Below are 20,313 nucleotides of genomic sequence, written 5' to 3'. Positions count from 1 at the left end.
GAATCAATTTATGCGTTCAACTATTCGTGTGTGTATCACCTTGGCTGTTGTGCTGGCAGCATTGTTTGCCGGCCACTGGCTGTGGAATTACTACATGTACTCGCCATGGACGCGCGATGCACGAGTACGCGCCGATATCGTCACCATTGCGCCTGATGTTTCCGGAGCCGTGGTGGGGTTGTCGGTCAAGGACAACCAGCGGGTTGGCGTGGGCGACCTGCTGATGGAGATCGACCCCGAACGCTATGACGTTGCCCTTGAGCAGGCCAAGGCGGTGTTGGAAACCCGCAAGCAACAATTGAATTTGCGTCAGCACGAAGCCTCCAGGCGTGCTCGTCTGGGGCCGCAGGCAATCAGCGCCGAGTTGCGGGAGAACTCGCAGATCAGCGCGCAAATTGCCTTGGCTGAATATCACCAGGCACAGGCTGAGGTGAAGCAAGCCGAGTTGAATGTCTCGCGCAGTCGATTGCTGGCAACACGTAACGGCTACATCACCAACTTGCAGCTGGCTGAAGGCAATTACGTGAACACCGGCCAGCCGGTGCTGGCGCTGGTGGATGAAGATTCCTACTACGTGCAGGCCTACTTTGAAGAAACCAAGCTGCCCAAGATTGCGGTCGGTGATGAAGTCGAGATTTGGCTGATGAGTTATCAGCATCCACTCAAAGGTCATGTGCAAAGCATTAGCCGTGGCATCACTGACCGCAACGCCAGCCCTGATAGCCAATTGCTGGCCAATGTCGAGCCGACCTTCAATTGGGTGCGCCTGGCGCAGCGTATTCCGGTGCGCATCCAGCTTGATGAAATGCCGGAAGATGTCTTGTTGAGTGCGGGCATGACCGCCAGCGTCAAGGTGCTGGACAAGCGCTAAGGAACCTCTGCAAATCCCGGAGGTTCCTTAAGTGCGGCGCCAAGTCGAGCATCGACCGTCTTGCGCATTGTCCTAGAATCGCGCCACCTTGGCGGGTGTGCGCTGCATGATCACCTTGCCGGCACGAATCGAGGTCAGGGCATAACCCTGGGTGCGGATCATCTCGTAGTCACTTGGCGCTGACAGCAGCAGCAGATTGGCAGGGCGGCCGACTTCCAGGCCGTAGCGCTCACCGAGGTTCAGGGTGCGAGCACTGTTGTCGGTAATCAGGTCCAGGGCGCGCTGCAAGTCAGCGTAGCCGAGCATATGGCAGATGTGCAGGCCCGCTTCGAGTATGCGCAGGATGTTGCCGTTACCCAAGGGATACCAAGGGTCGACGATTGAGTCCTGGGCGAAGCAGACATTCATTCCGGCGCGATCAATCTCGGCAACCCGGGTCAGGCCGCGGCGCTTGGGATAGGTATCGAAGCGTCCCTGCAGATGAATGCTCTCGGTCGGGCAGGAGATAAAATTGATGCCCGACATCTTCAGCAAGCGGAACAGCTTCGAGCAATAAGCGTTGTCGTATGAACCCATGGCAGTGGTGTGGCTGGCGGTGACCCGAGCGCCCATGCCGCGTACCCGGGCTTCTTCTGCCAACACTTCCAGAAAGCGCGAGTGAGGATCGTCGGTTTCGTCGCAATGCACATCGACAAGACATCCGGTACGCTCGGCCAGGTCCATCAGGAACTTGATAGAGCTGACGCCCTGGTCGCGGGTGTTTTCAAAGTGCGGAATACCGCCGACCACGTCGGCACCAAGTTCAACCGCTTGCTCCATCAGCGCACGACCGTTTGTGAACGACTCAATACCTTCTTGCGGGAAGGCCACAATTTGCATATCGACCAGGTGCCGGGTTTCTTCGCGCACCTCGACCATGGCCTTGAGCGCGCCCAGGGTGGGATCGGTGACATCAACGTGGGTGCGTACATGCTGGATGCCGTGCTCAACCAGCATGTCGATGGTTTTTTTGGCGCGCAACTTGGTGTCTTCGTGGGTGACCTGCGCTTTGCGCTTGCCCCATAGCTCGATGCCTTCGAACAGGGTTCCGCTCATGTTCCATGCCGGATCGCCCGCGGTGAGTGTGGCGTCCAAGTGAATATGTGGCTCGACAAAGGGAGCAATCACCAGGTTGCCGCCGGCATCAAGGTCGTTCGGCACTGCGCTGATTGTCGGGTTATGGGGGCTGATCTCAGTGATTCGGTCCTGTTCCAGGACGATTCGATATAGGCCTTCGCGACCGCGTAGTCGGGCATTAATAATGTTCATTCGGTACTCCGGGCAGGGCGTGAAGAAGACAGGCGCCAAATCAACAAGGCGATGCTGATGTTCAGGCGGTCGTGGGGGTTGTTAAATGAGCTGCCTGTTAGCGTTTCGATGCGCTGGGTCCGGTAACTCATGGTATTGCGGTGTACGCCCAGGCGTTGGGCCGCGAGGGCGAGATTACCGCTCTCGTGGAACCAGGCCTCAAGCGTAGGAATCAATACGGGTTCGTGACGGTTGTCATCACTGATGATGGGGCCGAGCACCTTGTTGACGAATTGGTCGAGCACACTGCGATCACGAATCGCGCCGAGCAGTTCAATCGCCCCCAGTTCGTTGTAGCTGCACACTCCCAGGCGTTCGGGGAATGACTGCGCTGCAACCAACGCCTGGCGGGCCTCGTGCAGGGCATGGGCAAAACGTTCCGGGCCATGACCCTCTGTGCTTAGGCCGAGATAAAGGCGCAGCGGTGCCAGTTCCGGGTTGAGCGCTTCGATCAGCGCCTGCATCGCTTGGCGATTACGCTGCTGGTCGAGCCTGGCGACAGCTGGGAGCAGGGCGATCCAGTGTTCGCCTTGGCATACGGGCGAAAGTGCCTGGCCAAGGTTGTCCAGAAGCTGTTGCAGTGCACGCTGCAGGCGTTCGCGGCTGCTTTGCAAGATGGATTCGGCCTGATCCGCGCCAAAGGCTTCGATCAGGCGTTCGCTGCCTTCGAGCTTGAGTAGCGCAACTTGCCGGGCAGTGGTCAACGGCAAGCCCAGGCTGTGCGCCCTTTGCAGCAAAGAATCGAGGGATTGCACATCACCTTCGAGCAGTTGCTCAAGCAAGTGCTGGCGCGAACGCCCAAGCATTTGTGCCTGGACCAAGGCCGTGCCAATAGCTTGCGTGACCACCACCATTTTCAGCGAGTATGGTTGCTCGATCAGCGGTACACCCAACTGCTGTGCAGCGTCGATAACGCTCTGTGGAATCTGCTTGATGTATTCCGGGCCAGTCAGGATGACCAGGCCGGCGGCAGCGCGTTCCTGTGCCTGGCGTACCAGCAGCAACAGGTTTTCTTCATTGCGTGGATGGTTGATGCCAGTGACGAAGACCAGCTCGCCGCCCATGATCCATTCGGCGATGCTGCTGTTTTCCGCCACATAAGGCCAGCGCACTGGATTGTTCTGCATGGCCTCGCCAGCCCGCAAGCGCATGCTTTCGAGGCCGGGGAGAGCCAATACATCGGCCAGGGTCAGGCTCATTTAGTTGACTGAACCTGAGGCGTTGATCGTGCCTGTCGGCATCGGGCTGATGATTTTAGACAGCAGCATGTAGGCAAATGCAGCTACGCCAATCCCCACAAGCGGGGCAACCCAAGGCGATACGTACGCGCACACCGCGCCAATCGCATAAGCGCCGAGGCCAATCCAGTTGAAGGCCGGTAGCTGCGTTTCGGCAAGCTTTGGATAGCGGCCTTTATGGCCGTAGAAAAAGTCAGCCATGATCACACCGCCAATCGGTGGAATGATCGAACCGAGCAGGATCAAGAACGGAATCAGCATTTCGTACATGCCGGCAATTGCCAGCAAGGTGCCAATACCCGCCCCGGCAACAGTGACCAGCTTGCGACGGTCAGTACGCAGCAAGTTACAGCCAGCGGCGGCGAAGTTATAAATGGTGTTGTCTTGAGTGGTCCACAGATTGAGAAACAGCATCACCACTGCGGCCATCGACAAGCCTTGCAGGACCAATACTTCTACAACGTCAGGCTGTTGGTAAACGATGGCGCCGTAAGCACCGGCAATAATCATCAAGCCGTTGCCGATAAAGAATCCGAGCAGGCTGGAGAGCATCGCCACACGGCCGCTTTTGGCAAAGCGCGTCCAGTTGGTGGCTTGGGTGGCACCGCTGACGAAGGTGCCAAACACCATGGTGATGGCCACGCTCAGGCTCATGCTTTCCTTGGGTTCGATCGCCATCAAGGCGCTCATGCCTCCGGCATCGCGAGTGGCAATCCACAATGAGCAGCCCAGCAGCACTATCATCGCCGGCACGGCCACCCGCGAAAGCATATCCAGGCCCTTGTAGCCGATGAAAGCGGTGATGCAGAAGCCAAAACCAAACAGCACCATCAGTGTTGTGGTTAAGCCTTCTGGCAGGCCGAGAATTTTCACCAGCACGATGGCGATGGTTGCTGTGCCCCAGGCGTACCAGCCAATCTGGGTAAAACCGAGCAGAACATCAGACAGCTTGCTGCCGACCTCACCGAAACAAAAGCGTCCCATCAATACTGAGTTCAAACCGCTGCGACAGGCGATCAGCCCCAAGACGGCGGCATAGAGGCCGAGCAGCAGGTTGCCTATGACCGCGGCCCAGATCAGTGATGTGAAATCAAAGGCCATGCCTATTTTGCCGCCAGCGAACATGGTGGCGGTGAAGAAGGTGAAGCCGAATAGCAGAATCGAGGTTGAGAACAGGCCTTTGCGGGCGCCTTGCGGAACTTCGCTAAGCGGGTAGTCGCTATCGTTGTTGGTTGACATGGGGGAACTCCACAGGGGGTAGTGAAGTATTCGGCATAGCAGATGGCGTGCCAGTCCGCTAGATTCTGAGAATGCACTTCACACAGAATGATTGTTACAAAGCGATTTGTGCATGATGCACAAAATATCGGTGGATATATTGACTAGGCTATGTGCTGGATAAATCTATAGGGTCAGGTAATGTGCATGCAGGTCCTGCATGCACAGCTATTGTGCATTGTCTGATGACTCATGCACAAAGCACAATATGTGTTCGTCAAACGCTATTGCTTTAGCTGACAGTAACCTGTGGCATCGGCGGCATCTCGACTGTTTGTTTCTTGCGTGGAGCCAGGATCTCGGCTTCGCCGTCAACCACCATTTCATCACGCTGGTTAACCACGCGAGTAGCGATGCGCACCCGGAACTTGGGTAGCTTCTCGAGAATTTCCAACTGCACAGTCAGGGTGTCACCGAGCTTTACCGGCAGGGTAAAACGCATGGTCTGGCCCAAGTAAATCGTGCCGGGACCGGGCAATTCACAGGCAACTGCTGCGCTGATCAAGGCGCCGCTGAACATGCCATGAGCAATACGCTCCTTGAACATGCTTTCGGCGGCAAACTGGGCATCCAGGTGAACTGGGTTGTTGTCACCAGAAACGGCGGCAAATAGCTGCACGTCACGCTCCTCGACGGTCTTGCTGTAACTGGCTTTTTGGCCGACCTCGAGTTCATCGTAAGGCGTGTTGCTAAGTTGGCTCATTGGTGGATCTCCTGGATCGTGGATCGAAATGGGCGTGGTTGGCCAAGGGTCTGCTCCAACCATTCAATAATAAAACTGTGGACTTCATCGCGATTGCTCTCGTTGAGCAATTCGTGGCGAGCGTCAGGATAGATTTTCAGTTCCACATTCTGCTTGCCGGCCTCTTTAAGTGCACCGGCCAAGTCTGCAAGACGTTTGCCTTGGCTTACCGGGTCACGCGCGCCGCCAATTATCAACAGCGGCAGGCTGGCTTCGATCTGGGCGAGCTTTGCTGGCGGGGTGATTTCCTGCAGGCCGGCGAGCAAGTCGAGCCACAGCTGATTGCTGCAACGAAAACCGCAGAGCGGGTCATGGATGTACTTGTCGACTTCGTCCGGGTCGCGGCTTAGCCAGTCAAATGGAGTGCGGTTGGGTTTGAATGCCTTATTGAATGAGCCGAATGAAAGAAAGTCGATCAATGCGCTGCGGCCCAATGGCCCTTGGCGCCAGGCTTCAAACCGGGCGATGGCCCGCGCGCTTTTATACAGCGCAACGGGTTGATAGTTGGAGCCGGAAAGCACAGCGCCATGCACACTGCTGCTGTGCTGCATCAGATAGGCCTGGCCGATATAGCTGCCCATGCTGTGGCCGAACAACAATATCGGGGCTTGCGCATGTTGATGGCGGATCAGGTGGTTGATGCAGGCCAGGTCATCGACCACCAGGTCCCAACCATTGGCGTCTGCATAGTGGCCAAGGATGCCATTTTCGGCTGTCTTGCCGTGGCCGCGCTGATCGTGCGCATAGAGTTCAAATCCATTGGCGACCAGCGCTTGGGCAAAACCTGCATAGCGGCCGCTATGTTCAGCCATGCCGTGGGCCAGCATGACGACCGCCTTGGGCGGCTGTTCGCCAAACCAGTGGTTGACATACAACGGCGTGCAATCAGTACTTTTATGCCAAAAAGCCTCGTGTTGCATGACGATTCCTTAGCAGGCGTGAGTGGCTATTGTAGGACCAGCCCGTGCGCTTTGACAGTCGAATAAGGTGAGCAAAGATTCATGTCATTGATGGAGCCTGCCAGGCTATATGCGTATTGATGAGTTACTGATAACGTTCATCCAACCCGCGCAGGCCTGGCTCGGCAATTACCCGCTACGCTTATTGCGTGCGCCACTCTATGCAAAGCATCCGTTCGCTGCTCGATAGAGGATGTATCGTCGCGGTGAACGCATCAGTCAACGGCCTGCTTGAACGGGCAGACATTTTTCAGGGGAAGGGGATAAAAATAATGCAACCTGAGTTCTGGAGCGGTAAGCGCGCCGCCGGTGTACCCGATGACATTGACCTGAGCACCTACCGCTCGGTCAACGAAGTGTTTGAAAGATCCTGTAAAAAGTTCGCTGACCGTCCAGCATTCAGCAATATGGGCGTGACATTGACCTACGCTGAGCTGGATCGCCTCTCAGGTGCCTTTGCCAGTTATCTGCAGAAAAACACCGATCTCAAGCCCGGCGACCGCATTGCCGTGCAGATGCCAAATGTCCTGCAATACCCCATTGCAGTGTTCGGTGCGATGCGTGCCGGGCTTATCGTAGTCAATACCAACCCGTTGTACACCGCGCGTGAAATGCGCCACCAGTTCAAGGACTCGGGCGCACGCGCACTGGTCTACCTGAACATGTTCGGCAAGCTGGTGCAGGATGTGCTGCCAGATACCGATATCGAGTACTTGATCGAAGCCAAGATGGGCGACCTGCTGCCTACGCTCAAAGGCTGGCTGGTCAATACCGTGGTCAAGAAAGTCAAAAAGATGGTGCCTGATTATCACCTGCCGCAAGCACTGGCTTTCAAAAGCGTGCTCAAGCAGGGGCAGGGCGGTGCACTGCATCCCGTCAGTGCCGGTCATGATGATATTGCAGTGCTGCAATACACCGGCGGCACAACGGGTGTGGCCAAGGGCGCAATGCTGACCCACGGTAACCTGGTTGCCAATATGTTGCAGATCGATGCCTGCATGCAGCAGCTCGATGACAATGGCTCGCCGCTGATGAAGCAGGGCCAGGAAGTGATGATTGCGCCGCTACCGCTTTATCATATCTATGCATTCACCGCTAATTGCATGTGCATGATGGTTAACGGTAACCACAACGTACTGATTACCAACCCGCGCGATATTCCAGGCTTTATCAAGGAGCTGGGTAAGTGGCAGTTTTCGGCGTTGCTGGGCCTGAATACGCTGTTTGTCGCCTTGATGGAGCATCCGGAGTTCAAGAATCTCGATTTCTCCAACCTCAAGCTAACCAATTCGGGCGGCACTGCCTTGGTCAAGGCCACCGCTGAGCGCTGGCACGAGGTGACAGGCTGCACTGTGGTCGAAGGCTACGGCCTGACCGAAACGTCGCCCGTTGCCAGCACCAACCCTTATGGCAAGCTGGCACGTCTAGGCACTGTTGGGCTTCCTGTGCCAGGTACGGCATTCAAAGTGATTGACGACGAGGGCGTCGAGCAGCCGTTTGGTGAGCGTGGCGAGCTGTGTGTGCAAGGTCCGCAAGTCATGAAAGGTTATTGGCAGCGTGCTGAAGCCACGGCGGAAGTGTTGGATGCTGAAGGTTGGTTCAAGACCGGTGATATCGCGGTGATCGATGAAGATGGCTACACCCGCATCGTTGACCGCAAGAAAGACATGATCATTGTCTCTGGTTTTAACGTCTACCCGAATGAAATCGAAGACGTCGTCATGAGCCATCCACAGGTCGCCAGTTGCGCGGCAGTGGGCATCGCTGATGAAAAATCAGGCGAGGCGGTCAAGCTTTTCGTGGTTGCCCGCGAAGGTGGCCTTAATGAAGCCGAGCTAAAAGCGTTCTGCAAAGAAAACTTCACTGCGTACAAGGTGCCCAAGCAGATCGTATTCCGCGATTCTCTGCCGATGACACCCGTCGGTAAAATTCTGCGCCGCGAGCTTCGCGATATCGCTTGATTTGTAGCGTTAGCCCTGCCTGAGTCTCAAGCTCAGGCGTCATTAAACAAGCTGGGCCATGGAGCATGTTGCTTCCGGGCCCGGCTTTTTTATTGCGCCCTTGGGCGCATTTGATTATTCGGCGCGCCACAAGGCAACCGGCGTAGAGTATTTGGCTGGGCTGTTTAAGCTAGGCGCGCATTGGCTAACGCGGCAAGTGCGTGACTGAAATAATTGTAATCGTATCAGTTGTGACTGATAGGGTTGTGTTTGGTGCTGGTCGATCTCAGGCAAAGCTGCTACTCTCGGCCCGCTTTTGGCCTGTGCGATGGTCAAGCTTCAGGCATATAAACAACAATACAACTGCCTAGACGGCAGTGATGAATAGATGTAACTGAGGAGTGGGCTTCCATGATCGAAAACTTCTGGAAGGATAAGTATCCAGTTGGGGTTGCTGCCGAGATCAACCCGGACCAATACCCTAATATCCAAGCGGTCTTGCAACAGTCCTGCCAGCGTTTCGCTGATAAGCCTGCTTTCAGCAATTTGGGAAAAACCCTGACCTACGGCGAGATTTACCAGCTGTCCGGTGATTTTGCAGCCTATCTGCAAAACCATACCGACCTTCAGCCTGGCGATCGTATCGCCGTGCAAATGCCTAATATCTTGCAATATCCGATTGTTGTGTTCGGTGCTATCCGTGCCGGTTTGGTTGTGGTTAATACCAATCCGCTGTACACCGCACGTGAATTGGAACACCAGTTCAATGACTCCGGCGCTAAAGCATTGGTCTGCCTGGCCAATATGGCGCACTTGGCTGAACAAGTGGTGCCCAAGACCGGCGTCAAGAGCATCATCGTCACCGAAGTGGGCGATATGCTGCCTATGTTCAAGCGCCTGATCGTCAACACCGTGGTCAAGCACGTTAAGAAAATGGTCCCGGCCTACAACCTGCCGCAGTCAACCAGTTTCCTTGACGCTTTGGCCAAAGGCCGTGGCCAGGCTGTGAAAGAGGCGAGCCCCGCCAATGATGATGTTGCCGTGCTGCAATACACAGGCGGCACTACAGGCGTGGCCAAAGGGGCGATGCTCACGCACCGCAACCTGGTCGCGAACATGCTGCAAGTCAGAGAGTTGATGGGCGCCAACCTCAATGAGGGTTGCGAAGTGGTGGTGGCTCCGTTGCCGCTTTATCACATCTATGCCTTCACTTTTCATTGCATGGCGATGATGCTGATCGGCGCACACAATATCTTGATCACCAATCCGCGTGACTTGCCTGCGGTGGTTAACGACCTGTCCAAGTACAAGTTCACAGGCTTCGTGGGCCTGAACACCTTGTTTGTTGCCTTGAGCAACTTCGAAGGCTTTCGCAAGCTGGACTTCTCTTCGCTCAAGTTGACTGTGTCCGGTGGCATGGCCCTGCAGCAAGCCACCGCCGAACGTTGGAAGGCGGTAACCGGTTGCGCGGTGTGTGAAGGCTTCGGCATGACCGAAACCAGCCCGGTTGCAACGGTCAACCCGTTCAGCGCTATTCGTTTGGGCACCATTGGTATTCCGGTGCCATCGACGCTTTGCCGAATTGTCGATGATGAAGGCAAGGTGCTTGAACTCGGTGAAACTGGCGAGATTTGCGTCAAAGGTCCGCAGGTGATGAAAGGTTACTGGCAGCGACAGGAAGCCACCGATGAAATTCTCGATGCCGACGGTTGGCTGAAAACCGGCGACATCGGTTTGATCGAGCCGGACGGCTACCTGCGCATTGTCGACCGCAAGAAGGACATGATTCTGGTGTCAGGCTTCAACGTCTACCCGAACGAGCTGGAAGATGTGCTGGCAACCTTGCCTGGAGTTCTGCAGTGTGCGGCCATTGGTGTGCCTGATGAAAAATCGGGCGAGGCAATCAAGGTCTTCGTTGTGGTCAAGCCGGGTGAAAGCGTCACCAAAGAGCAAGTCATGGCGCACATGCGCGCCAACCTGACGGGCTATAAAGTGCCGAAGTGCGTTGAGTTCCGCGACGTGCTGCCGACAACCAACGTGGGTAAAATCCTGCGTCGTGAACTGCGTGACGAAGAGCTGAAGAAGGCTGGCGCCCAATAAGCGTCGCTGGCTTTAGACAAAACCCCGCTGCTGCGGGGTTTTGTCGTTTTGAGCGAGGACAATTATCTGATCGCTTGCCCAGCCCCATCGCCAGTGGAAATCTGCGACAATTAGCGGTTGTTAGCCGGGGTTGAAACACGCCGCCGCCCAACCTCACCGAACGGTACCGATGACTGATCACACAGAACGCCTGCTGAAAAACCTCGATCAAGCGCTGATTATTGACCGTCATCGCTTGCGCAGACAGCTGCATGAACTGCGTAAACAACCTGATGAAGCCAAGCTTGCACAGTGGTTGCAACGCTTTCAGGCCTCAGCAGCCAAGGTTGAAGCGCGGCGCCTGAGCGTGCCAGGCATACGCTATGACGATGCCTTGCCCATCGCTGCTAAGCGCGACGAAATCAAGGCGGCCATCGCCAGCCATCAAGTCGTGGTCATTGCTGGTGAAACCGGGTCGGGTAAAACCACTCAGTTGCCGAAAATCTGCCTTGAACTGGGCCGCGGTATCCAGGGTTTAATCGGCCACACCCAGCCACGGCGACTGGCCGCGCGCAGCGTTGCCACGCGCGTTGCGGAAGAAATCGGCACTCCGCTCGGGGAGCTGGTGGGTTATCAGGTACGCTTCGAAGACCAAAGCAACGAGCGTAGCCTGGTCAAGCTGATGACCGACGGTATCCTGCTGGCGGAAACCCAGCATGATCGTTTTCTCGACAAGTACGACACCATCATTGTCGACGAGGCCCACGAGCGCAGCCTGAATATCGATTTCTTGCTGGGCTACCTGAAAACCCTGCTGCCTCGGCGCCCCGATCTCAAGCTGATCATTACCTCGGCGACCATCGACCTTGAGCGCTTTTCCAAGCACTTCGATGGCGCGCCGGTGGTTGAAGTCTCTGGGCGAACCTACCCGGTAGAAACCTGGTACCGGCCATTGACTGCCGAGCAGGATGAAGATGGCAACCGGGTTGAAGAAGACCTGTCGGTCGATCAGGCAATCATCGCAACCATTGATGAACTCAGTGCCTATGAACGCAGCGAAGGCAAACTGCCGGGTGATGTATTGGTGTTCTTGCCGGGTGAGCGCGAGATCCGCGATGCGGCGGAGATACTGCGCAAGGCCCAGCTCAAGCACACCGAGGTCTTACCGCTTTACGCCCGCTTGACGCCTGCCGAGCAGCAGAAAATATTCAAACCAATGCCGGGGCGCAAGATCGTCCTGGCGACCAACGTTGCCGAAACTTCGCTGACCGTGCCCGGCATTCGTTATGTGATCGACAGCGGCACTGCGCGTATCAGTCGCTACAGCTATCGCGCCAAGGTCCAGCGCTTGCCCATCGAGGCGGTTTCACAGGCCAGCGCCAACCAGCGCAAAGGTCGCTGCGGACGGGTTGAGCCCGGTATCTGTATTCGCCTCTACAGTGAAGAAGACTTCATTGCGCGGCCCGAATTTACCGATCCGGAAATTCTGCGCACCAACCTGGCCGCGGTTATTTTGCAGATGCTGCATCTGCGCCTGGGTGAAATCAGTGCCTTCCCGTTTATTGAGCCGCCAGATGGCAAGGCCATCAGTGACGGTTTCAACTTGCTGCAAGAACTTTCGGCGGTCAGTCGTGATGGGCAATTGACGGCGCTTGGGCGCCAGCTGGCGCGCCTGCCGGTTGATCCGCGTTTGGCGCGCATGGTGCTTGAAGGCGCCAGGCAGGGCAGTCTTGATGAAGTGCTGATTATCGCCAGTAACCTGTCCGTACAGGACCCGCGTGAGCGACCTTCGGATCGTCAGCAGGCTGCCGATCAAGCCCATGCGCAGTGGAAAGATGTCGACTCCGACTTTGCCGCTGTGATCAATATCTGGCGCGGTTTTGAAGAGCAACGCCAAGCCCTGGGTTCTAGCGCTTTACGCAGTTGGTGTCGCAAGAACTTTCTCAATTACCTGCGTTTGCGTGAATGGCGCGACGCGCACCGCCAGTTGACCCTGATTTGCCGCGACCTGCAGCTCAAAGGCAAGCCCCAGGAAAGTTCGACAACAGCGGCTAAACATGGCGCAAAAGCGAGCTTGGCTAAGGCCGATAGCAAGCAGGCCAAGGATGAGGCGCAGGCCAGATCAGTTGATTACCAGAAACTGCACAAAGCCATTTTGTCAGGCTTGTTAAGCCAGATCGGCCAGAAAACCGAGGATGGCGATTACCTCGGCGCCCGCCAGCGACGCTTCTGGATTCACCCTTCTACGGTGATTGGGCGCAAACGGCCGCAGTGGATCATGACCTCGGAGCTAGTTGAAACCACCAAGCTGTTTGCGCGTATGGTGGCCAAGATTGAGCCAGACTGGATTGAACCGCTGGCTGGGCACCTGGTTAAGAAAAACCACCTTGAGCCACACTGGGAAAAAAAGCGCGGCCAAGTGGTTGCCTACGAGCAGATAAGCCTTTACGGATTGATCGTGGTCGGCAGGCGGCCGGTGCATTACGGACCCATTGATCCGCCGGTGGCCCGTGAGATGTTTATTCGCGAAGGCCTGGTGCGTGGCGAGATCAACTCCCGTGCGCGGTGCCTGAGTGCCAATCGTCAGTTGCTTGAACGCCTCGACGAACTGGAGGCCAAGGCGCGCCGTCGCGACATTCTGGCTGACGAAGAAACCCTGTTTGACTACTACGCTGCACGTCTGCCAGCGGATATTTATCAAACCGCGAGTTTTGAGTCTTGGTACAAACGCGAAAGCGCCAAGGATTCGCAGCTGCTGATCATGCGCGAGGAGGATGTGCTCGCTCGTGAGGCCAACGAGGTCACCGCGGCACAATATCCGGATACCTTGCATTTGGCTGAGTTGCAATTGCCGCTCAGTTATCACTTTGAACCTAACCATCCCCGTGATGGGGTAACGGTTCGAGTCCCTGCGCCTTTGTTGCCGCAGCTTCCTGCCCAGCGTCTTGAGTGGTTGGTGCCGGGCTTGCTGGATGCTAAATGCATGGCGCTGGTGCGCGGCTTGCCCAAAGCCTTGCGCAAGAACTTTGTGCCGGTGCCTGATTTTGTAGCAGCGGCGCTGAGCAAGATCACCTTTGCCCAAGACAGCTTGCCGCAGGCGTTGGGACGTGAGCTACAGCGCATGACCGGGGCGCGAGTGCCGGATGAAGCCTGGGTTGAGGCTGCTGCGGCGATTGAAAGCCACTTGCGCATGAATATCGAGGTGGTCGACAGCCACGGCAAGGTGCTGGGTGAAGGTCGCGACCTGGCCGAGTTGACCGTGCGTTTCAACAAGGCCAGTCAACAAGCCCTGGAATTGCCGCAGGCAGCTAAAGCCGAGGCGCCAATCGAAGCCAAGGCATTTGCCGAAATCGCCGAGAAAACCCAGCACCAGGTTGCAGGGTTGTCCATGACGGTTTATCCGGCGCTGGTCGAGGAGGCCGGTACGGTTAACGAAGGGCGTTTTGCGACTCAGGCCGAGGCCGAGTTCCAGCATCGCCGCGCTTTGCAGCGCCTGCTCTTGCAGCAGTTGAATGAGTCGGCAAGGTTCATGCGCAGCAAATTGCCGGGTCTTACCGAGTTGGCGTTGTTGTATCGAGAGATGGGGCGCATAGATGCCTTGGTCGAGGACATTCTTCTCGCCAGTCTTGATTCCTGCATTCTCGATGGTCAAGAACCCTTGCCGCGCGACGGTGCGGCATTGGCGGCGCTGGCTGAGGCTAAACGGGGCGATTGGCTTGATCATGCTGAGCGGCTGGCACGGCTGACCCTGGAAATCCTCAAGCTCTGGCACGGCTTGCAAAAACGCTTCAAAGGCAAAATCGACCTGGCCCAGGCGATTGCTCTCAATGACATCAAGCAGCAATTAAGCCATTTGGTTTATCCAGGCTTTGTCCGTGAGACACCTGCGCAGTGGATCAAGGAGTTGCCGCGCTACCTGAAGGCGATTGAGCAGCGCTTGGATAAAATTGGCAGCCAGGTGCAGCGCGACCGTGTCTGGAGTGGTGAACTGGCAGGCTATTGGGAGCAATATCAAGCCCGCTACGCCAAGCACATCCAGGAAGCCAAGCGTGACCCAGAGTTGCAGTTGTATCGCTGGATGCTTGAAGAGTATCGCGTCTCCCTATTTGCCCAGCAGTTGGGGACCAAAATGGCGGTTTCGGATAAGCGCCTGAATAAACAGTGGTCGCAAACCGAAGCCTGATCCTAAGGCTGCGCCGCCTCAGTCTTTATAGACAAGGCGGCTATAGTGGTATGGGCAATGATTGGCTTTATTACGGCGCTTACGTATTCAAGGGACGCTCATGGGCATTGGTCGGACAGTCAAGTTACGGGTCTTAATCGTTAGCGCCATCGTGCTTTTGGTCAGCAGCGTGGGTGTGTTTATCGCACTCGGGGCTTATCAGCAGAGCGCCGCATACATCTACAGCAAAGCCTTGGTTGCTACCCAGCAATCAGCCAAACAAACGGCCATCGATTTCGAAAACTTAATGAGGCCGGTGCGCGCCAGTGTGCATCGCTTGGCGATCAGCCCTTATTTGCGTGAAGTAGGCTTTGATAACTGGCTCAAAGCTGTCCCGGCAATGGTCGAAGAGCTGCGCTCGTCACGAGGGGCTGTGTCGTTTTTTGCAGGTGATCAGCAAGGTAACTACTTTGTGGTCGCTGATATTAGGCGGCGCAGCGTCAGCCTTGGCCATCCCGAGCCGGCGGGCGCGGTTTATCTGGTGTATGGCATAGAACATCCGACGCTTGGGGCCAGCCGAACGCGGTTTTTGTATCTGGACAGCCAACTCAAGCAGATTGGCCCGGTGATCAAGCGTGACACCGCAGGTTACGACCCCCGGCAACGACCCTGGTATCAGCAAGCGCTGGGGCGCGGCGAATTGATTCGCACCATGCCTTATAAGTTTTTTAACACCGGAGACATTGGTTCAACCCTGGCTTTTGATACGGGGCACCATGGTGTGGTTGTGGGGGCGGATATTGGTCACAACGCGCTTGATCAACTCTTGGTACAGCGGCGCCTGACTCCCAGCAGCCAATTGGTTTTGCTTAACAGTGATGGGCAGGTGTTGGCGTCTGACCGGCCTGAGGTATTTCAGACGAGCACGCGCGGAGCACCCAAGGTTGAGCAATTGCAGCCCCCAGAGTTGGCGGCATTGGCGCCCATGCTCAAGCAGCTCAATGCGGAGCAGGATACTGACTTCAGGCTCAACAGCCTCGAGGTTGAGGATGATTTATGGCACGTCGAGTTGTTGCGTTTGCCCGACTCCGGAACGGCTCAGGTTTACTTGGGGATCACGGTTCCAAATGATGAGCTGATCGGCGCTGCCCGTAACATGCGTAATCAGATCTTCCTGCAGACCTTGCTCGTTCTGCTTTTGGCTGTGCCTCTTGCTACCTGGGCTTCAGGCTATATTGCTGCGCCGATCACCCGGCTGACACTCAAGGTCAAGGGTATTCGTAGCTTCAATTTCAGTGAGCCGATTGAAACCAAGAGCTTTATTACCGAAGTGCGGGAGCTGAGCGGCGCATTAAATCAGAGCAGTATCACCCTCGCGCGCTTTATGGACATCATCACCCGCCTTAGCGCCGAGCCTGACCTTGAGAAGTTCCTGCCGACATTGTTGCGTTTGACCAGCGAAGCCAGCCAGTCAAAGGGGGCCTTGCTCTATATGCGACTGACGCCTCAGTCGCCGTTAAAAATTGTCGCTGGACGTTGGTTGCAACAACCCATCGACCTGAGTGAGGTCGATCTCGACCAACAGTTATTCGCCGTGGCCCAATGCGCTGCTACAGGGCAGCCAATCGAGCAGGTCGCCGACAAGCCCGCCTGCGCGATTCTGGGGCTGCCTGAGATTGCCACCTTGAGTGTGCCGCTGTTGAGTCGTGAGCAGGAGTTGGTGGGCGTTCTGGTGTTGTTCAATGATCACGCCCTGGATGCAAGCCATGTGGAATTTATCCGTGTGCTTTCAAGGTTTGCGGCCATGGCGCTCGAAACGCGGGGCTTGATCGAGCAGCAAAAGGCCTTGTTCGAGTCGCTGATCCATCTGGTTGCGACCGCAATCGACGCCAAGAGCCCTTATACCGGCGGTCACTGTGAGCGCGTACCACAGGCCGCAAAGCTGCTGGCCGAAGCGGCCTGCAAGGAAACGCAAGGGCCATACGCAGGTTTCAGCATGAGTGAAGGCGATTGGTATGCGTTGCATATAGGCGCCTGGTTGCATGATTGTGGCAAGGTGACCACGCCTGAATATGTGGTTGATAAGGCCACCAAGCTGGAAACCATTTATGACCGTATTCATGAAATACGCTTGCGGTTCGAGGTGCTCAAGCGCGATGCCCAGATTGAGTATCTGACAGCAATCAATGACGGTGCCGACCGTGCTCAGGTCTTGGCCGCGCGTGATGCACAATGGCAATTGCTTGATGACGAGTTCAGCTTTGTCGCGCGTTGCAACACCGGCAGCGAGTACATGGGGGATGAGCAGTTACAGCGTTTGCAGCTCATCGCCCAAAGACGCTGGCTACGCACTCTCGACGACCGGCTGGGCATTTCCGGTGAAGAGCGCGTGCGTAAGGAAGCCCAGCCTGTGGTCGAGTTGCCGGTGTGGGAAAACCTGATCGCCGACAAGCCCGAGCAACAGGTTCCGCGTCCGGCCAATGAGACATTTGATAAAGACAATGTTTATGGATTCAACATGGCGATCCCGCCGTTTTTGTACGACCGCGGCGAGTTGAAAAACCTGTCGATCAGGCGCGGCACCTTGACCGAAGAAGAACGCTACAAAATCAATGAGCATGTGATTCAGACCATCAAGATGCTCAATGCCTTGCCTTTCCCCAAAGCCTTGAAGCAGGTGCCTGAGATTGCCGGAGGGCATCACGAACGCATGGATGGCCAGGGTTATCCCTGTGGCTTGAGCGGCGAGCAGCTGAGCCCGCAGGCGCGGATTATGGCGATTGCCGATGTATTTGAGGCGCTCACCGCCCGTGACCGACCCTACAAGCCAAGCAAGACGCTCAGCCAAGCCCTGCATATCATGCGTGGAATGTGTGAGGCTGGGCATTTGGATCGCGAGCTGTTTAGTATCTTTGTACGCTCGGGTGCCTGCATGCAGTATGCCGAGCAGTTTTTGCATGAAGATCAACTCGACACCCAGGAGTTTTAGAAATTCATACCTGCCAACCCTGAAGATGCCGGGTGTTGACAGGCCCATGCTTTGCACAGATGCACTGACACACTTTGGTTTGATTGATTACCCTCGTTGGCTTGAGCGGTCCTATGCTTGAGCCAATACTGAAACGATGCGCTAAGCTCGCAAAGCAAGATAAATCAGCCGCCCATGGAGGGCTCCAATGCGATTGATGTATGCCGTGCTACCAATGCTTGTGTTGACAGGTTGTTCATCGTACAAGACCCATCCTGACCAAATTACCCAGATCCCAGAAGACCGTATGTTCGAGTACCAGCGGGCCGATCAGGATGCCGGGAATATTATTATTAACCGAGACATGGGGTTTATTGGCGGCGGTTGTTATGTCGCCTTCAAGCTTGATCGCAAATTGGCTGCCCGTATTGGCATTGGCGAAACCGCCACTTTCTCGGTCGCCCCGGGGCGGCATATTGTCGGAATTGCGATTGATGAAGAAGGAGAGAGCCTGTGCAACAACGGCCGTCTCAATCGAGAAGTTGCAGTGACCGTGACCAAGGGTCAGGACGAGCATTTCCGCATTGTCAGTGAATCCAGCAGTGGCTTTGATATCCGCGCCGAGACGCCCTGAACAATAGGGCTCTGTAGCCTCACCTTGGAACTCAGGCCAGGGTGAGCGGGTCGTAGCGACTCTTGGTTTAAACTTTATGTTGGATTGGGCAGGGCATCTGTATTAATGGGGCGCAGGTGTCTGGCTTCTTCAAGAAAATTTCTTTATTGTCGCGGCCCCGCGCAAAAGACCTGAGTAATCATTATGTTAGAAAGCAATTTGAAGCAGTTGGAACAACTCGTCGGCAACCTTTTGCAAGACAACAAATCCCTGCTTGAGCGCAACGAGTCATTGGTCGAGGAACTGCAAGCGCTCAAGGATGAAAACGAAACATTGCAGCTAAGCGCACTTGAGCAGGAAGAACTGCAGGGCCAGACAGCGGCACGCATTCAAGCACTGGTTGAGTTGGCCAGCGCCGGTCAATCATCCGAGGCAGCATTGAATCAATGAACCGCACATCCATAGAGAACGTCTCGGTTATTAGCATCCTGGGGCGTGACTACAGCATCAAAGCACCGGAAGGTAAGAACGAGGCGCTGAGCGCTTCGGCACTGATGCTCAAAAAACTCCTGGCTGAAACCAAACAGGCATCGCCGACGCTGGTCGGTGAGAAGTTGTTGGTGCTGACCGCACTCAAACTCTGTGCCCAGCAACTGGAAATGCAACAGCAGCATCAGGCGCAGATCGAGCAGCTGGAAGCGCAAATCAGTGAGCGTGTCGCTGGCCTCAACAATTTGATTCGTGAAGCCTAGCTGATCAAGTCTTGCTCAGGCCTGGCCTGAGCAGAGGGTAAACCGAGCTTGTCATGGCGATTATTGGTTGGCCTGCTTTGCGGGGTTGCCGATTTTCCAGGCCCAGAAAAACACCAGCAAACCTGCCAATGCCGTGACCGCGCCAATGTAGCCGGTTGAGGTCCAGCCAAAGCCTGCGCTGATGGCCAGGCCTCCGAGCCACGGGCCAAGTGCATTGGCCACATTGAAGGCGGCATGATTGGATGCAGCTGCAAGTGTCTGCGCGCCATGGGCGACATCCATCAGATGGGTTTGCAGCGCTGGTGACAACGCAACCATGGTGCCGACGGCAAACACTGCCGGGAACACGGTCCAGGCCGATTGCGCGGCAATTGGGAATATCATCAGAATCGCTGCGCTCCAAAGCAGTAGCCAGGCGACCGCCTTGAATTGCAGTTTATCGAACAGCCAGCCGCCGCCAATGTTACCGATAATCCCGCCAAGCCCGAACGCCAGCAGCGAAAGGGGGATCCAACTGGGGCTCAGCTGGGTGACTTCGATTAGCGTCGGCGCCATATAACTGAACACACAGAACATCCCGGCAAAGCCAACCGAGCTGATGGCTAGCGCCAGCCAGACTTGTGGGCGGTTAAACGCCCGCATCTCGGACAGTGGATCGCTGCGCGGTTGTTGCTTATCCAATGGCAGGAACAGGGCGACCATGACCACGGTTAACAATGCAATTAATGCGACCATGGCAAATGCATACCGCCAGCTCAGCAACTGGCCAAGCCAGGTGGCAATCGGGTTGCCCACTACTATCGCGATAGAGAGCCCCATCAAGACTCGGCTGACTGCCTTGGCACGTTTATGAGGGGGCGCCATCGAGGCCGCGACCAGCATGGCGACACCAAAATAGGCACCGTGCGGGAGCCCGGCAAAGAAGCGGTAAATCATCAGCGTGTGATAGTCAGGGGCCAGGGCGCTGGCAAAGTTACCGACCGCGAATATCCCCATCAACAGCAACAGTAGGTGTTTGCGCAGCAAGCGTGAGCCGAGAATGGCCAGAATCGGAGCGCCCACAACAACGCCAAGTGCGTAGGTGCTGATGACGTTACCCACCTGCGGTTCGGTAATTGCCAGGTCCTGCGCGACATTGGGCATCAAGCCCATGATCGAGAACTCACCGGTGCCAATTGCAAAGCCGCCCAGGGCTAACGCCAGCTCAATCAGTAATATGGCGCGAGGTCGGAGTGTTTGCTGGCTGGAGTTGGGCATTGACGGCTTTCCACATACGGCGTGAATTTGGGCGCGGCATTATCGGCTTCTTTGGCGTGGAAGGTAAGTTAAATCCCGCTCTGGAACGGATGGTTAGGTGCTTTTGT

14 protein-coding genes are annotated in these 20,313 nt (G+C 56.0%); 8 read left to right on the top strand and 6 right to left on the bottom strand.

The genetic code is table 11. From position 1 onward, the window contains the following. Nucleotides 1-10 precede the first annotated feature (10 nt). Nucleotides 11-871, top strand: a complete 861-nt coding sequence (locus AACY26_RS02265) for an HlyD family secretion protein (RefSeq protein WP_339510567.1) — start codon at nucleotides 11-13, stop codon at nucleotides 869-871. 72 nt (nucleotides 872-943) lie between these two features. Here AACY26_RS02265 and codA read toward each other — a convergent pair whose 3' ends face one another. The 5 genes from codA to AACY26_RS02240 all read right to left on the bottom strand — a co-directional run bounded on the left by codA (nucleotide 944) and on the right by AACY26_RS02240 (nucleotide 6,396). Further along, nucleotides 944-2,179: a cytosine deaminase gene (gene codA, locus AACY26_RS02260; RefSeq protein ID WP_339510565.1), complete on the bottom strand. Its 1,236-nt coding sequence runs from the start codon at nucleotides 2,177-2,179 to the stop codon at nucleotides 944-946. Next, nucleotides 2,176-3,417 (bottom strand): PucR family transcriptional regulator, encoded by a 1,242-nt coding sequence (locus AACY26_RS02255; protein ID WP_339510563.1) that lies wholly within the window; start codon nucleotides 3,415-3,417, stop codon nucleotides 2,176-2,178. The genes codA and AACY26_RS02255 overlap by 4 nt, the downstream gene beginning before the upstream one ends. Next, nucleotides 3,418-4,695 (bottom strand): cytosine permease, encoded by a 1,278-nt coding sequence (gene codB, locus AACY26_RS02250; RefSeq protein ID WP_339510561.1) that lies wholly within the window; start codon nucleotides 4,693-4,695, stop codon nucleotides 3,418-3,420. A 271-nt stretch (nucleotides 4,696-4,966) separates the two neighbouring features. Next, a complete protein-coding gene (locus AACY26_RS02245; protein WP_010490527.1) occupies nucleotides 4,967-5,437 on the bottom strand; it encodes a MaoC family dehydratase in 471 nt (156 codons plus the stop codon). Continuing rightward, nucleotides 5,434-6,396, bottom strand: a complete 963-nt coding sequence (locus tag AACY26_RS02240) for an alpha/beta hydrolase (protein WP_339510557.1) — start codon at nucleotides 6,394-6,396, stop codon at nucleotides 5,434-5,436. Before AACY26_RS02240 ends, AACY26_RS02245 begins: the two co-directional genes overlap by 4 nt. A 311-nt stretch (nucleotides 6,397-6,707) precedes the next feature. On the opposite strand from AACY26_RS02240, the gene fadD2 reads away from it, so the two are divergent. The 7 genes from fadD2 to AACY26_RS02205 all read left to right on the top strand — a co-directional run bounded on the left by fadD2 (nucleotide 6,708) and on the right by AACY26_RS02205 (nucleotide 18,949). Next, nucleotides 6,708-8,396, top strand: a complete 1,689-nt coding sequence (gene fadD2, locus AACY26_RS02235; RefSeq protein WP_339510555.1) for a long-chain-fatty-acid--CoA ligase FadD2 — start codon at nucleotides 6,708-6,710, stop codon at nucleotides 8,394-8,396. Between the two features lie 390 nt (nucleotides 8,397-8,786). After that, nucleotides 8,787-10,475: a long-chain-fatty-acid--CoA ligase FadD1 gene (gene fadD1 / locus AACY26_RS02230; protein WP_339510553.1), complete on the top strand. Its 1,689-nt coding sequence runs from the start codon at nucleotides 8,787-8,789 to the stop codon at nucleotides 10,473-10,475. 169 nt (nucleotides 10,476-10,644) lie between these two features. Continuing rightward, complete coding sequence (gene hrpA / locus AACY26_RS02225; RefSeq protein ID WP_339510551.1) at nucleotides 10,645-14,637, top strand: ATP-dependent RNA helicase HrpA; 3,993 nt, start codon at nucleotides 10,645-10,647, stop codon at nucleotides 14,635-14,637. 100 nt (nucleotides 14,638-14,737) lie between these two features. After that, nucleotides 14,738-17,605, top strand: coding sequence for an HD domain-containing phosphohydrolase (locus tag AACY26_RS02220; RefSeq protein WP_339510549.1), 2,868 nt, complete (start codon nucleotides 14,738-14,740; stop codon nucleotides 17,603-17,605). A gap of 187 nt (nucleotides 17,606-17,792) precedes the next feature. After that, complete coding sequence (locus AACY26_RS02215) at nucleotides 17,793-18,218, top strand: 3-isopropylmalate dehydratase (protein WP_339510548.1); 426 nt, start codon at nucleotides 17,793-17,795, stop codon at nucleotides 18,216-18,218. 183 nt (nucleotides 18,219-18,401) lie between these two features. Further along, on the top strand, nucleotides 18,402-18,647 hold the full coding sequence (locus AACY26_RS02210) for a hypothetical protein (RefSeq protein ID WP_339510546.1): 246 nt from the start codon (nucleotides 18,402-18,404) through the stop codon (nucleotides 18,645-18,647). Then, nucleotides 18,644-18,949 (top strand): cell division protein ZapA, encoded by a 306-nt coding sequence (locus AACY26_RS02205; protein WP_339510544.1) that lies wholly within the window; start codon nucleotides 18,644-18,646, stop codon nucleotides 18,947-18,949. The genes AACY26_RS02210 and AACY26_RS02205 overlap by 4 nt, the downstream gene beginning before the upstream one ends. Nucleotides 18,950-19,009: 60 nt before the next feature. Here AACY26_RS02205 and AACY26_RS02200 read toward each other — a convergent pair whose 3' ends face one another. After that, nucleotides 19,010-20,206 carry an MFS transporter gene (locus AACY26_RS02200; RefSeq protein ID WP_339510542.1) on the bottom strand — a complete coding sequence of 399 codons (1,197 nt, stop codon included), beginning with the start codon at nucleotides 20,204-20,206 and terminating at the stop codon, nucleotides 19,010-19,012. Between the last annotated feature and the right edge of the window lie 107 nt (nucleotides 20,207-20,313).

The organism is Pseudomonas sp. RL_15y_Pfl2_60 (assembly GCF_963970595.1).
GTDB lineage: Bacteria > Pseudomonadota > Gammaproteobacteria > Pseudomonadales > Pseudomonadaceae > Aquipseudomonas.
The sequence above is the reverse complement of the archived record's forward strand: the minus strand, read 5'-3'. Positions and strand labels throughout refer to the sequence as shown.